Source organism: Pseudomonas sp. PSE14 (assembly GCF_029203285.1).
Classification (GTDB): Bacteria; Pseudomonadota; Gammaproteobacteria; order Pseudomonadales; family Pseudomonadaceae; genus Pseudomonas.
Genome location: NZ_CP115669.1, coordinates 3,771,381 through 3,785,167 on the forward strand (window position 1 = coordinate 3,771,381; position 13,787 = coordinate 3,785,167).

A 13,787-nucleotide genomic window follows, 5' to 3' on the forward strand; every position below is an offset into this window, starting at 1 on the left:
GAGTTCGCTCGTCGGTTACTGGGCCTTGAGGCCTTGGATATCCAGGGGAAGGGACAGCCCCAGCAGTACATCCGGCGAGTCTTCGGTCAGACCGAAACCGGCGTTCACGTTGACGATGTAGTCGGGTGACGTTCGAAGGCCGAGCGAGAAGTTCATGATCGCGCTGGTCTGCTCGGGTGCCTCCACCGTCCGGTCGTTGAAGTAGTACTTGTTCTTCATCGAGTAGGCCATCTGGTAGGAGGTGGCGAGCGAGACGTCGTAGGACAGCGCGTAGGCCATGCCCATGGCGAAGTTAATGGTATCGCCGGGCACCACCTTCTCCAGTTCTTCGCCGTACTGGGCCTGGTGGATGTCGTCGACCTGCATGTTGTAGGTGTAACCGAGCGAGCCGTAGAGCACGACCGGATCGATCACGTAGGAAGTGTTGGCGCCCACGCCCAGGCTGTAATAGCCGTTGCCGGTGGAGACGTCCTTCTCGACGTCCATGTCGTAGGGGCTGTCGCCGGTGGGCAGACCGAGGGTGGCGTAGAGGGTGGTGACCGGGCGTCCGCGGCGCGACTCCCAGGGCTGCCAGCGCAGGGTCGCGGAAATGTCGCCCAGGCTGTAGGCATGGATGTCGCGTTCGGTGTCGTACTTGGCCACGAACGGCAGGCGCATGCTGAAGGTCAGGTTGTCCCAGATGCCGTAGTCGAAGGTGAAGGAGTTGGTGAAGGTGTGCTGCGCCTCGCTCTGCGCCAGCACGCTGTAGACGTTCTGACCGGAGCGCACGGCCTGGATGCGGGTATCGCGCATCAGCGAGTAATCGAAACCATAGGTGAGCTGGCGCTCGCCCTTCTTGAGCAGGGTGTAGCTCTTCTCGGTGGCCTGGAACACCTGCTCCAGCGCCTTGGCGCTGTCGGCATCGCTGTCCTTCTTGGCCAGCGCATCGCGCGCGTCCTCGGACGTCGCCTCTTCCGCCACGGCGGCGGTACTGACCAGCAAAGCCAGAGCGGCAACGCACGCAAACCCCTTCAAATTCATGTTGCTATCCCCTGGTCTTGTTCTTATTCGTACGGGCCGATCAGGCAATCATTTGCGGCGGATGTACTGGACATCCCCGCCGGAGGCGGCCTCCCCGATCTGGTTCTGGGTGAACTTGCTCATCTCCGGGAACTCCCGGAACGCCAGCAGGCTGACGGTGCGGTCATCCACCAGACGCAGGTCGGTGTCCTGCAACGCCAGGGCATTCCTGGGTTCCTGGCCGCTGGGGTAGATGACGAACAGGACGTTCTGGTCCCAGATATCCTCGAAACGGGCGCGGGTGAAACTGATGTTGCCCAAGGCAGGATCGGCAACGAAGACGTGGTCGTTATAGACATCGCGGACCACGACGAAATGCTTGAAGCCGGCATAGTGGATCGGCACCAGCGCCGGGTGTTCGAGCGAGTCCAGGTCGGAGAACTCGGCACGGAAGCCGCCACTCTTGTAGCCGAGTGCGGCGGCATAGCGCTTCATGTCCAGAAGCGAGAAGCCACGGCGCTGGACGATCTTGTCGGCCTCGCCGTACTTGATCAGGCCTTCCATGACCTGACGCTCTTCCAGGTTGCGCCCCAGGTAGTAGTCCAGCAGCGTGGTCAGCGCCGCCGAGCCGCAACTGTAGTCATAGGCCTGGTGGATGACGTTGCGGAACTGCACCTGGCTCATCGGCTCAAGCTGCACCGACTCGCGGAACGGGCCATTGGGCGTGAGCGGCTGCGAGATGTTCACTGTGCCCTGCTGTTGTGGCTTGGTGTCCACGGCCTGGGTGAAACCGAACAGCCCCAGCAGGCTTCCCAGCAGAATCTCGAACATTCCACCCCCCTACTACTCAACACCCGGAAGAACCTTGCCGGCAGATGCCGGCAAGGGTTACTGCGCTTGCAACCTCGGGGATCAGTGACCCCAGACTTTGACGGTCGAACCGGCCAGGTTCAGGTTGGAAATGGTCAGGGAGCCAATGCTGGCGCCGGAACCGACCTTGACGGCGTCGACGGTCACGTCGCCAGTCACGGAAGGCAGGCCGATGGCGAGCTGCTGGGTGGCAACAGCGGTGCCGCCACCAGCCGGGGTGATATTGGTGGTCACCACGTCGATGGTCATCGGAGCGTTGTCGGCGATGGTCAGGCTGGGCAGGTGGATGCCTTCCAGGGACAGGGTGCCGTTGGTGGTGTCGGAGTCCTTGTAGGTAACGGCACCGATGGATGCGTTGAAGGTACCGGCGATGCTGATGCCGTCCTGGCCGGTCACACCGGACAGAGCAGCGTCATCCATGGATTGCATGTCGGCATGTGCCAGGAACGGAGTAGCCAGAACTGCGCTTGCAAGAACCAGTTGCTTGATTTTTTTCATTGTTATTTCTCTCCAGTGTTCAGGTGGGTTGCCCCAGGCACTGCAAGGGGCGTCCTGCCCCGCTGCAGGTCGGCCGGCTACGCCGGCCCTCCAGACCCACGACTACTTCCCTAGGCGCCGTGGGCATGGATTCGTGAAGCACCATGCTTCGCGTCCTGATCTCCAAGCTACTGACCCGCCCCCCACCTGCCAGCCCATCCAAGGGATGGCGCAAAATCCACCGCCCGACTCAGGCTTCGCTGAGCAACCCCAGGCTCTTGCCCTTGAGTACCGCCTGGGTCCGACTGCGCACACCGAGCTTGGCGAACAGGTTGTGCAGATGCCACTTGATGGTGGCCTCCGACAGATGCACCGCCTGGGCAATGTCGCGGTTCGACAAGCCCGCCGCCACGAGCCGCAGGATCTCCCGCTCGCGGTGACTAACATCTTGATTTTCATCGAAACTTTCAGGGTCGACGGAGAGACGCCGGCACTGCTCGCGGAGCATTTCCGCCACCCCTTGCCAGGCGGCGGCACGCTTGGGTTCGGCCGCCTTCCAGGCTTCCCACAGCGGCAGCAGCCACAGGGCATCGTCCTGGAACAGCCGGCGGTAGCCCAGATTCCATGCCTCTTCCAGCGTCGGCGCGAACAAGGCGAAGGCTTTTTCGCTGTTACCTTTCTGCCAAAACGCCACAGAAAGTAACAACGACAAACGCAACCGCCGGTCGCGTTGGTAGGGCGAGGTGAAGCCCGCCAGACAGCCTTCCAGACGCTGCTGCGCGCGTTCGGCATGACGCTCGGACAACGCCAGGCGAGCCTCGGCCATCACCAGCGCGGCCTGGGCGTCGGCGTAGCGCTCGGCGGAGAGTCCGGAGAGGTGCCGCGCCAATTGCAGGCACACCCGCTCCGCCTCGTTCGGCCGGCGCATCCACAACAGCAGCTGCACCTTGCAACCCATGGACAGCGCGTAGACCCGCTCATAGCCCGGCGACTGCAGGTCGACCAGCCATTCGTCGAGCTGGGCCAATCCCTGTTCGGACTCGCCGGCGAAGAAGCGCGCCTTGGCCATCACCAACTGGCCACGGCTGAGCAGCTCCACGGGTGTGGCGACATCGCGCCAAGTGGTCGCCAAGGGCAGTTCGGCGAGGATCGCGGCATGCCGGTCCTGCTCGTAGAGAATGTCGGCATAGGCCAGCGACAGCGGCCCGCCGACCCGGCTGCGGCGGCCGAACACGCGCTCCACCCGGCCGCGCGCGCTCTCGGCGATGGTGCGGCCGCGCTCCAGTTCGCCGCGCTCCTTGCAGATCAGCGCCTCGATCATGCTCGCCACCACCTGCAGGTATTCGCTATCGGCCATGCGCAGGCACTCCCGGGCGACACCGATGGCGCTCGCCGCCTCGGCATAATCCCCCAGCAGCGCATAGGCCGCCGCCTGGATGCACGACAGGCTGGCGCGGAACACCGGCTGATTGCCCGGCACCAGCGCCAGCCACTGACGGGCCACCTTCAGGCACCCCTCCAGCTTGTCCTGGTAGAGCAGCACCAGCGCCTTGAGCACCTGGGCCACCGCCAGCAACTCGGCCAGGCCGAAGTTGCGCACCTTGCCCTGCCCCTGCAGCAGCCGGACGCTGAGCTCTTCGATCAACGCCTCGGCCTCGGCGAACTTCTGTTCGAAGGCCAACTGCCAGGCATAGAAAATCTGGAACACCGGATGTTCGCGAATCACCTCGGCGGGAATGTTGCCGAGCATGCCGAGGATGCCGTAGACGCGGTTGCCGGCGATCAGCTTGGCGCCCTGGCGCTCCAGCAGGTCGGCGGCGAATCCATAGTCGCGGGCGCGCAGCGCGTACTTGATCGCGCGGTCGGCCAGGTCGTGGCTCTCGCACCAGCGCGCGGCGGCGTGCAGCAACGGCGTCGGGTCCGCGTGCCGGGCCAGCCGGCCCTGGAGGAACTCGGCGAACAGGTGGTGATAGCGGAACCACTCGCGCTGGTCGTCCAGCGGGATGATGAACAGCTGCTCGTTCTGCAGCCGCATCAGCATGTCCAGGCCATCGCGGCGGCCAGTCAGGGCGTTGCACAGCTCGGCGCAGAACTCGTCCAGCACCGAGGTCTGATCAAGGAACTGCTGCAGCGATTCGGGCAGGCTGCGTAACACATCCTCGGCCAGGTAATCGGCGAGGTCGCGCTCGGAGCCGGACAAGCCCTTGAGGAACGCCGCGCGATCCGGATGCCGCGCCAGCGCCAGCGCCGCCAGGTGCAGCGCGGTAATCCAGCCCTCGGTGCGCTTGTGCAGCAACTTGAGCTCGGCGTCGCTGAGCGACAGCCCCTTGAGCTCGATGAGGTAGGTGTCAGTCTCTTCGCGGGTCAGGCGCAGGTCGTCGCCGCTCAGGCAGAAGGTCAGCGGCGCGAGCGCCGGTTCATCGACAAGGAAGCGCGGACGATAACGGGTGCTGGTGACCAGCCGCACATTCTCCGGCAGGTGCTCGATCAGGTAGCGCGCACCGTGGGCCAGGGCTGGATGGCGGATCTGGTGGAAGTCGTCGAGGATCAGGTACAGCGGGCCGTCGAGCCGCCGCAGGTCGGACAGGAAGGCATCGATGATGCCCTCCAGCGGCAGGGTCATATCCGACTGCAACAGGTTCGAGGTGTTGACGCCGAAGCCTTCCTCGACACTGCAGATGCTCGCCACCAGGTATTGCACGAGGCGCTGTGGCTCGCTGTCACCCTCGTCGCAGGACAGCCAGGCCACCCGCGCCCCGCTCTGCTGCAGGCGCTGGCGGAACAGGCTGAGCGCGGTGCTCTTGCCGAACCCCGCCGGCGCGCTGAGCACCAGCACCCGCTGCTGGCGGGCGGCGAACAGGCGATCGATCAGTGCGCGGCGCGGCAGCAGCACGCTGCTGTCGGTGCGCGGCGGGAACAGCTTGGTACGCAGCAGCGGCATCGGCGGCTGCGGCAGGGAGGTCAGGGTCGTCATTCAGAGCAGACTCAGCTCGCGGGCACGGCGGATCGCCTGGGTACGATTGCGTACCTTGAGCTTCTCGTAGATGTTGTGCAGGTGCCATTTGACGGTACCGAGCGCCAGCGACAGCTGTCGGCCGATCTCCTCGTTGGAGAGCCCCTGCGCGGCCAGGCACACCACCTCGCGTTCGCGGTCGGTCAGACCTTCCTCGAGCGCCTCGGGCGACCTGCGTGCTTCCTGCCCCGGCCAGACGGTCAGCAGACCGCGAATGAACGCCTGCAGGGCCGGTTGTCGCTCAGTGGACTCGAGCTGCTGCAACAGCTGGCGAATCCCCTCACCTTCTTCGATGAAAATGCTCCGCACCCCTTCCCGCTCGGCGCCCACCAGGCATTGCCCGAGCAGGCTGTGGGAGCGCTCCTGGTACCCCAGGCGCTGGTAGCTCAGCGCCGCCAGCAGGTCCAGGCGCAGGCGCTGCAAGCCATGCCAGCCCGGCTGCAGCATGCCGCGCAGCTGGGTGATCTCGTGCAGCGCCTCGCTGAAATGCCCGCGCGCCTGCAACAGGCGCACGCGGCTGATGCCCAGCACCCAGAGCACCGGATTGAACGGCATCTGCTTGTAATGGCTGGCGAGCTTCTGCCAGTCGATGGCCTTCAGGCGCTGCTCGGCGCGCTTGCAGCGGTCGGTGGCCGGTTCCTGCAGGATCAGGTTGATCTCCTCGCCCACCGCCATGGCGAAGAAACGCCAGGAGTGGTTGCGCGAGGCCAGGGTCTGCATCAGCCCGAGGGTGCCCAACGCCTCCTTGCCGCGCCCCTGCAGGCGCTGGATGCGCGCCAGGCATTGCATGCCCTGGGCGTAGAGGTCGATCGGGTTGACCACGTCGACCCGGCCCAACGCCCAGCGCAGGCGCTCTTCGAGGCCGTCGATGTCGGTGCGGTAGTAGGCGGTCAGCGCCTCGGCGATGGTCGGCAGCGCCAGGGCCTGGGAGCGTTTGTCGAACAGCGGCATGGCCTGCTGGCGAAGGCGCTCGATGAGCAATTGCGCCTGCTTGACCTGGCCCTGCTCCAGCGCCAGCACCACCTCGATGGTGGAGAGCTGCATGTGCAGGTAGCGGCCATCGAGGAAATGGTTGCGCTGCTGCGCCAGCCCCATCAGCCGCCGGGCCTGGTCGGCCTGGCCGCGCACCACCTGGGCGAAGGCGGCGATCAGCAGCACCGCTCCTTCGAGGAAGGCGGAATTGCGCCCCAGTTGGCTCTCGACCTTCCTGGCCAGGGTGATGCACTGCTCCAGGTCGTCCTTCTGCAGCGCCAGCACCGCCTTGACCGCCAGCGCCGAGAGGTACTGGTCGCCCATCGGACCACTGCCCTTGTGGTCGCCCCAGCGCGCCAGCAGCTCATCGATCATGCGATTGGCTTCTGGCAGGCTGAGCTCCGAGGCGCGGGTCCAGACATCGCTGAGCACCAGGATCGGGTAGCGCTCGGCGATTTCGTTCGGCACATGGCGGCGCCAGCGCGAGATCAGGTACAGCTGGCCGCGGTTGATCAATTCCAGGCCGCAGCCATCCACCAATGCTGCAAGCATCTCCGGGTCTTCGGCGAGGCACGCGTGCTCGATGGCCAGGGTCGGCATGTGGTGGTTGGTAAACCACAGGCTGGCGTTGAAGTGCAGTTGCTTGAAGCGTTCCGGGTCGCGCTCGCGCAGGCGCGCCCGGAGGAAATCGGCGAACAGTTGGTGAAAGCGGTACCAGTGGCGATCACGGTCCAGCGGCAGGAGGAACAGCTGCATGCTGTCCAGGCGCTCCAGCAGGGCCTGGCCGTCCTGGCGGCCGGTCAGGGTGTTGGCCAGGTCGCCGCTCAGCCGGTTGGCAATGCTCAGAGCCAGCAGCGCGTCCTGGATATCGCCCGGCAGGCGCTCGAACACCACCCGCAGCAGGTAATCGCCCACGGCAGCCTTGTCGCTGCTCAGCGCCTTGAGGTCCTCGGGCGTTCCCGCCTGCTGGCGCAGCCACAGGCTGACCAGGTGCACTCCGGCTACCCAGCCTTCGGTCTGGCTGTGCAGGCTCTGCAGGCAGGTGTCGTCAAGTTGCAGACCGTCGCGGGCGAGGTATTCGCGGGTTTCGTCTTCGCTCAGGCGCAGCTCGTCCTGGCCGATCTCCAGCAGCAGGCCCTTGGCGCGCCAGGTGGCAAGGTTCAGCGGGGGCTGCGAGCGGCTGCCGATGGCCAGGGTCAATCCGGGCGGCGCGTACTGCACCAGGCGGTTGAGGCCGGTGAACACGTCGGCGTGGCTGATCGCATGGAGATCGTCCAGCACCAGCAGCACCTTGTGTTCATGGCGCGACAGGTCGATCAGCAGGCTTTCCATCACCGCCACCACCGGCACGCGCATGGTGTTCTGCAAGTAACCCTGCGCATCCTCGCCGATGCCCGGCAAGGCGCCGGACAACGCCTGGATGAGCTTCAGGCAGAAGCGGCCGGGGTCGTCGTCCTGTTCTTCGAGCGAAATCCAGGCGACGGCTTCGCCGGTCAGTTCACGCGACCTGGCCAGCGCCGCGAGGGCGGTGGTCTTGCCAAAACCGACCGGTGCGCTGAACGAAAGCACGGAGGCGTATGGATGACGATCCAGAGCATTCTGGAGTCGGGGACGAATCAAATAGTCAGCAGGCACCTGAGGGGGTGTTAATCTGGAGCGCGAAAGGCTGCCGGCTGCGGGCTCAAGTACTACATCCACGGCCTGTATCCCTGTGTCATTATCGTTGTGGTACGGAGCATAATCCCCGCGGGATAATTCAATTCTTAACAGAATGCGTTTCCTACGTAAACTGAAGAAATGGCTCTAGGATCGACGCTTCAGACGATCTGAAACCTCCCATTCGCCTTGCACGCTTTCACTCATGCCTCACTGTTTCATACACCCTCTTCCCTATCAGGAAGACCCTGGTGATCGCTTCGCCTTGATCCATCGCGCACCTGGCGCCGTTCTGCTGGACGCCGGCCGCCCTTTTGCCACCCGTGGACGCTATGACCTTCTGAGCGCCTGGCCATTGGCAGAACTGGCACCGACCGCCGACGAATCGGCCAAGCGCTTTTTCGCCCGGGTAAGAAGCGCACTGCAGAGCCTGGGCGAAGCCCGGCTGCCGGACGACCGGAAGTTGCCATTCGTCGGCGGAATCATCGGCTATCTGAGTTACGACTTCGGCCGCCGCATCGAACGCCTGGCCGCTCCCGCACTCGACGACCTCGACCTGCCCGACGCCCGCCTCGGTCTCTATGCCTGGGCGCAGGTCACCGACCATCAGGAGCGCACCAGCCAGCTGGTGTTCCACCCGACCCTGGAGCCGAGCGAGCGCGAGCGGTTGATTGCGCTGTTCGAGAACGAAGCCCAGGCAGACACACTGCCGCCCTTCCGCCTCGGCTCGCCATTCAGACCAGACCTCACACGCGAGCAGTACCGCGACGCCCTGGACCAGGTGCACCGCTACATCCTCGACGGCGACTGCTACCAGGTGAACTACACCCAGCGCTTCCGCGCGCCCTGCAGCGGCTCGCCGTGGCTGGCCTACCGGGCGCTGCGCGAAGCCTGCCCGACGCCGTTCGCCGGCTACCTGGAACTGCCCGAAGGCGCAGTGCTGAGCCTGTCGCCGGAGCGCTTCATCCAGCTCCACGGCCGCCAGGTGGAAACCCGCCCGATCAAGGGCACCCGTCCGCGCGGCGCCACGCCTGCGGCGGATCAGGCCAACGCCGACGCGCTGCTGGCCAGCGAGAAGGACCGCGCCGAGAACCTGATGATCGTCGACCTGCTGCGCAACGACCTGGGCCGCAGTTGCCGCCCCGGCAGCGTGCGGGTGCCGGAACTGTTCGCGCTGGAGACCTACCCCAACGTCCACCACCTGGTCAGCAGCGTCACGGGCGAACTGGCAGACGGCAAGGACGCCCTGGACCTGCTCGAAGGCAGCTTCCCCGGCGGCTCCATCACCGGCGCGCCGAAGGTGCGCGCCATGCAGATCATCGACGAACTGGAGCCAACCCGGCGCAGCATCTACTGCGGCAGCCTGCTCTACCTCGACGTGCGCGGCGAGATGGACAGCTCCATCGCCATCCGCACCCTGCTGGTGAAGGACGACCAGGTCAGTTGCTGGGGCGGCGGCGGCATCGTCGCCGACTCGGACTGGCAGGAGGAGTACGAGGAGTCGCTGACCAAGGTCGGCGTGCTGCTGCGGACCCTGGAGAGCCTGTAAACCCCGCGAGGGTTCATGGGGCGTCTGTAGGAGCGAGCTTGCTCGCGAACAGACTCTCCGGCAGCTGCGGAGTTAAGCGGTTCGCGAGCAAGCTCGCTCCTACGAAAAGCCGCCGTAAAGCCCCGTAGGGCGTACAACCGTTCGCGGTTGTACGCCGTTTCGCCAGACCTGCCACCAACTGCGCTGCACGTCTGAAAATCCCCGCTGGAGCGGATTTCATCCGCGATCCGACCAACAGGCCGGTCCGAAAGGCATCGCGGACAAAGTCCGCTCCTACGAAAGCCACCCTCCCGGGAAAGAAAAAGCCCCGCATTCGCGGGGCTTTTTCGTCACAGCCGCTCTTACAGGCTGAGCTGACGGTTCGACGCCTTGAGGAACTCCTTCTTCAGGTCCTCATAGGTGTGCACCGCCGGGAACTGCGGGAACTCGCGGATCACGTTGTCCGGCGCATGGAACAGGATGCCGGCATGGGCTTCGCTGAGCATGGTGGTGTCGTTGTAGGAGTCGCCGGCGGCGATCACGCGGTAGTACAGGCTCTTGAAGGCGATGACCGACTGGCGCTTCGGGTCCTTCTGGCGCAGCTGGTAGCCGACTACGCGGTCGGTCTCGTCGGTGATCAGCTTGTGGCACAGCAGGGTCGGGAAGCCGAGCTGGCGCATCAGCGGCTGGGAGAACTCATAGAAGGTGTCGGAGAGAATCACCACCTGGAAGCGCTCGCGCAGCCAGTCGACGAACTCCACCGCGCCTTCCAGCGGCTTGAGGGTAGCGATCACTTCCTGGATGTCGGACAGCTTCAGGCCGTGCTCGTCGAGGATGCGCAGACGCTGCTTCATCAGCACGTCGTAGTCCGGAATATCGCGAGTCGTCGCCTTGAGCGCATCGATACCGGTTTTTTCAGCGAAGGCGATCCAGATTTCCGGAACCAGAACCCCTTCCAGGTCGAGACAGGCGATTTCCACGAACGATTTCCCCGCAGGTTTGACTTGAGAGGCGGCACTCTAGCCGCTCGCTCGGAGCGGCGCAACGCGGCACTTATACCCAAACACCACAGTGCCCCTTCCTGAAGGTTATTTAGGGGCATATCCACCTCTTTGCTACCATCCCGGCAAAGAGCGCCCCGCGCCACCAAAACTAGGAATACCGCCTGATGAGCCATCCGTTCGACATCGCGGAAATCGCCGCGAGCTATGCCAGCAAATCCCCCCAGGACGTCCTGAAGTTCGCCTTCGAGCACTTCGGCGACGACCTGTGGATCTCCTTCAGCGGCGCCGAGGATGTGGTGCTGGTGGACATGGCCTGGAAGCTCAACAAGAACGTGAAGGTCTTCAGTCTGGATACCGGGCGCCTGCACCCCGAGACCTACCGCTTCATCGAGCAGGTGCGCGAGCACTACGGCATCGCCATCGAAGTGATGTCGCCCGATCCGCGCCTGCTGGAGGCCTTCGTCAAGGAAAAGGGCCTGTTCAGCTTCTACAAGGACGGCCACGGCGAGTGCTGCGGCATCCGCAAGATCGAGCCGCTCAAGCGCAAGCTGTCCACCGTCACCGCCTGGGCCACCGGCCAGCGCAAGGACCAGAGCCCCGGCACCCGCAGCCAGGTCGCGGTGGTGGAACTCGACGGCGCCTTCTCCACCCCGGAAAAGCCGCTGTTCAAATTCAACCCGCTGGCCAACATGAGCAGCGAGGAAGTCTGGGCCTACATCCGCATGCTGGAAATTCCCTACAACAGCCTGCACGAGCGCGGCTTCATCAGCATCGGCTGCGAGCCCTGCACCCGCCCGGTACTGCCCAACCAGCACGAGCGCGAAGGCCGCTGGTGGTGGGAGGAAGCCACGCAGAAGGAATGCGGTCTGCACGCTGGCAATTTGATCAGCAAGGCCTGAGGCCTTACCCTCGGCTGACGGAAATTTCTACGTCAGCCCGCAGCCAGGATCGGACGCCTGCATGCCTGCGGCGGAGCCGATCCCATGCGCATCACCCTGGTGAAGAAAGTCCTGGCCAACGGCCAGGACTGCCGCAAGTGCCGCGAAGTCCACGAACGTCTGGAGAAAGGCGGTTATCTGGACCGCATCGACCGCACCCTGGTCGCCGACGAGCGCAACCCCGGCAGTGCCGGCTGGATGGTTGCCGCGCAGTACGGCGTGGACACCGCCCCCTTCTTCGTGGTCCGCCACGATGACGGCCGCGAGGTCGTCTACACCGTGTTCATGAGCTTCCTCCATGAAGTGCTGGAAGGCCGTGGCGAGCTGCCGCTGGACTCCCGCGAGGCGCTGGCGGAGCTGGCCAGCCGGGACGATCTCGACCGTCTCTGAAGCGGCATACTTGACGCTTTCTTGATCCCCTCCGGGCAATACTGAGCGCCCCTGTAGCGCACAAGGATGTCGGCCATGCCCGACGGTTCGGAACCTTCCCGCCCCCGCATCCCCGGCACCGTCTGGGCGCTGGGCTTCGTCAGCCTGTTCATGGACGTCTCCTCGGAGCTGCTGCACAGCCTGCTGCCGCTGTTCCTGGTCGGCAGCCTGGGGCTGAGCATGGTCACCGTCGGCCTGATCGAAGGCATCGCCGAGGCCAGTGCGCTGATCGTCAAGGTGTTCTCCGGCGCCATCAGCGACTTCCTAGGCCGGCGCAAGGGTCTGGTGCTGTTCGGCTATGGCCTGGCTGCGCTGTCCAAGCCTCTGTTTCCGCTGGCCACCTCCGGCGAAGCCATCTTCACCGCGCGCCTGCTCGACCGCATCGGCAAAGGCATTCGCGGCGCCCCACGCGATGCGCTGATCGCCGATGTGGCACCGCCTTCCATCCGCGGCGCCTGCTTCGGCCTGCGTCAATCGATGGATACCGTCGGCGCCTTCGCAGGCCCCTTGCTGGCGATCGCCCTGATGCTCTGGCTGGGCAACAACCTGCCGCTGGTGTTCTGGTTCGCCTGCATCCCGGCGGGCCTCGCGGTGTTGGCGATCATCTTCTTCGTCAAAGAGCCGGAGCATGCCGCCGGCCGTCACCGCTTCCGCTCACCGATCCATCGCGATGCGCTGCGCAGCTTCCCGGCGCGCTACTGGTGGGTGGTCGGGATCGGCGCGGTGTTCACCCTCGCCCGCTTCAGCGAGGCCTTCCTGGTGCTGCGCGCGCAGAACCTGGGCCTGCCGATGGCCTGGACGCCGGTGGTGATGGTGGTGATGTCGCTGCTGTTCATGCTCTCGGCCTACCCGGTGGGATGGTGGTCGGACCGCACCGACCGCACCGGTCTGCTGGCCATCGGCATGCTTCTGCTGGTGGCGGCGGACCTGCTGCTGGCCTGGGCAGACTCCACTCCCTTGATGCTGCTTGGCGTGGCTGTCTGGGGTTTGCACATGGGCTTCACCCAGGGCCTGCTGGCCACCCTGATCGCCGACACCACACCGGCCGATCTGAAAGGTACCGCCTTCGGCGTGTTCAACCTCGCCAGTGGCCTCGCCATGCTGCTGGCCAGTGTGCTGGCTGGTTGGCTCTGGCAGAGTTTCGGTGCCAGCTCCACGTTCCTCACAGGGGCGGGCCTGGCTTTCGTCGCGTTGCTGCTGTTGCGCTGGCGTATTCGCTGAGACGAAAAGCCCGGCATCTACCGGGCTTCTTCATTGGTGCGCATGTGATCCAACGTAGGGCGCATAACGCCTCAAGCGTTATCCGCCATCCGCGCTTTGGCTTCAGGTGTCTACGCGTCGCTTCGGCGTGTGCGAGGACTTCTTGTTTCGCCCCCTCGGGCGAGTCACTTCTTCCAAACGTCGGAAGGCCGCCCCCAAAGAAGTAACCAAGAAGGCTTGCCCCTGCATCCGGGTCCGGCTTCGCCGGACTGATTCGCTTCGCTCACCCTTCGGGCCAGCCTTCGGCTGTTACTTCGCTGCGCTTCGTTTCCCTCGCTCCATCGAAATTTCAGGGGCACGCGTCGACGGGCCATCCATGGCCCAACGACGCTCTCGCGGCATCCATGCCGCTCAACCCCTGAAACTCCGACTCCACTCTGCCTCCTGAAGGGGCGCTCCGGCGTGTGCGGATGTTTCTCTGGAAGCCTTTGAGGGCCAAAGCCAAAGCAGAAGCTGCGCTCCCGTAGGAGCAACTGTCTTCTTCCAGGAAGTCCGTGCCGATGCATCCCCCTCACCCCAGCCCTCTCCCGTTGGGAGAGGGTTAGGGTGAGGGCCGTCCGGAGTGCAGATGTATGTCGTAGGAGCGGACCTTGTCCGCGAAATCCATCGCGGCAAAATCCGCGCTGATAGGGAAACGCCTG

Annotated in this window: 10 protein-coding genes; 4 read left to right on the forward strand and 6 right to left on the reverse strand. The window is 64.8% G+C overall.

Features of this window, described 5'->3' with window-relative positions:
- Positions 1-15: 15 nt before the first annotated feature.
- The 5 genes from O6P39_RS17185 to O6P39_RS17205 all read right to left on the reverse strand — a co-directional run bounded on the left by O6P39_RS17185 (position 16) and on the right by O6P39_RS17205 (position 8,029).
- The gene (locus O6P39_RS17185) at positions 16-1,020 is read right to left on the reverse strand and encodes a transporter (protein WP_275607690.1); all 1,005 of its coding nucleotides are present in this window, start codon (positions 1,018-1,020) and stop codon (positions 16-18) included.
- Positions 1,021-1,068: 48 nt separating this feature from the next.
- On the reverse strand, positions 1,069-1,830 hold the full coding sequence (locus tag O6P39_RS17190; protein ID WP_275607691.1) for a C39 family peptidase: 762 nt from the start codon (positions 1,828-1,830) through the stop codon (positions 1,069-1,071).
- A gap of 81 nt (positions 1,831-1,911) precedes the next feature.
- Positions 1,912-2,367: a DUF6160 family protein gene (locus tag O6P39_RS17195; RefSeq protein WP_275607692.1), complete on the reverse strand. Its 456-nt coding sequence runs from the start codon at positions 2,365-2,367 to the stop codon at positions 1,912-1,914.
- 229 nt (positions 2,368-2,596) lie between these two features.
- On the reverse strand, positions 2,597-5,320 hold the full coding sequence (locus O6P39_RS17200) for a helix-turn-helix transcriptional regulator (protein WP_275607693.1): 2,724 nt from the start codon (positions 5,318-5,320) through the stop codon (positions 2,597-2,599).
- Complete coding sequence (locus O6P39_RS17205) at positions 5,321-8,029, reverse strand: helix-turn-helix transcriptional regulator (protein WP_275607694.1); 2,709 nt, start codon at positions 8,027-8,029, stop codon at positions 5,321-5,323.
- Between the two features lie 163 nt (positions 8,030-8,192).
- Between O6P39_RS17205 and pabB the strand changes: the two genes are divergently transcribed.
- The gene (gene pabB, locus O6P39_RS17210; RefSeq protein ID WP_275607695.1) at positions 8,193-9,536 is read left to right on the forward strand and encodes an aminodeoxychorismate synthase component I; all 1,344 of its coding nucleotides are present in this window, start codon (positions 8,193-8,195) and stop codon (positions 9,534-9,536) included.
- A 341-nt stretch (positions 9,537-9,877) separates the two neighbouring features.
- On the opposite strand, the gene thrH is transcribed toward pabB, so the two are convergent.
- Positions 9,878-10,495 (reverse strand): bifunctional phosphoserine phosphatase/homoserine phosphotransferase ThrH, encoded by a 618-nt coding sequence (gene thrH / locus O6P39_RS17215; RefSeq protein WP_275607696.1) that lies wholly within the window; start codon positions 10,493-10,495, stop codon positions 9,878-9,880.
- 188 nt (positions 10,496-10,683) lie between these two features.
- Between thrH and O6P39_RS17220 the strand changes: the two genes are divergently transcribed.
- The 3 genes from O6P39_RS17220 to O6P39_RS17230 all read left to right on the forward strand — a co-directional run bounded on the left by O6P39_RS17220 (position 10,684) and on the right by O6P39_RS17230 (position 13,107).
- Entirely contained in the window at positions 10,684-11,418 is a 735-nt protein-coding gene (locus tag O6P39_RS17220; RefSeq protein WP_275607697.1) for a phosphoadenylyl-sulfate reductase, read from the forward strand.
- Positions 11,419-11,502: 84 nt separating this feature from the next.
- Positions 11,503-11,847 carry a hypothetical protein gene (locus O6P39_RS17225; RefSeq protein ID WP_275607698.1) on the forward strand — a complete coding sequence of 115 codons (345 nt, stop codon included), beginning with the start codon at positions 11,503-11,505 and terminating at the stop codon, positions 11,845-11,847.
- A 75-nt stretch (positions 11,848-11,922) separates the two neighbouring features.
- Positions 11,923-13,107, forward strand: a complete 1,185-nt coding sequence (locus O6P39_RS17230) for an MFS transporter (protein ID WP_275607699.1) — start codon at positions 11,923-11,925, stop codon at positions 13,105-13,107.
- The last annotated feature ends 680 nt before the right edge of the window (positions 13,108-13,787 follow it).

What these genes read in the sequence shown, in the direction of transcription:
- O6P39_RS17185 (WP_275607690.1), bottom strand. Translation starts at nt 1,020, where the DNA reads ATGAATTTGAAGGGGTTTGCGTGCGTTGCCGCTCTGGCTTTGCTGGTC.
- O6P39_RS17230 (WP_275607699.1), top strand. Translation starts at nt 11,923, where the DNA reads ATGCCCGACGGTTCGGAACCTTCCCGCCCCCGCATCCCCGGCACCGTC.
- O6P39_RS17195 (WP_275607692.1), bottom strand. Translation starts at nt 2,367, where the DNA reads ATGAAAAAAATCAAGCAACTGGTTCTTGCAAGCGCAGTTCTGGCTACT.
- O6P39_RS17220 (WP_275607697.1), top strand. Translation starts at nt 10,684, where the DNA reads ATGAGCCATCCGTTCGACATCGCGGAAATCGCCGCGAGCTATGCCAGC.
- O6P39_RS17200 (WP_275607693.1), bottom strand. Translation starts at nt 5,320, where the DNA reads ATGACGACCCTGACCTCCCTGCCGCAGCCGCCGATGCCGCTGCTGCGT.
- O6P39_RS17190 (WP_275607691.1), bottom strand. Translation starts at nt 1,830, where the DNA reads ATGTTCGAGATTCTGCTGGGAAGCCTGCTGGGGCTGTTCGGTTTCACC.
- pabB (WP_275607695.1), top strand. Translation starts at nt 8,193, where the DNA reads ATGCCTCACTGTTTCATACACCCTCTTCCCTATCAGGAAGACCCTGGT.
- O6P39_RS17225 (WP_275607698.1), top strand. Translation starts at nt 11,503, where the DNA reads ATGCGCATCACCCTGGTGAAGAAAGTCCTGGCCAACGGCCAGGACTGC.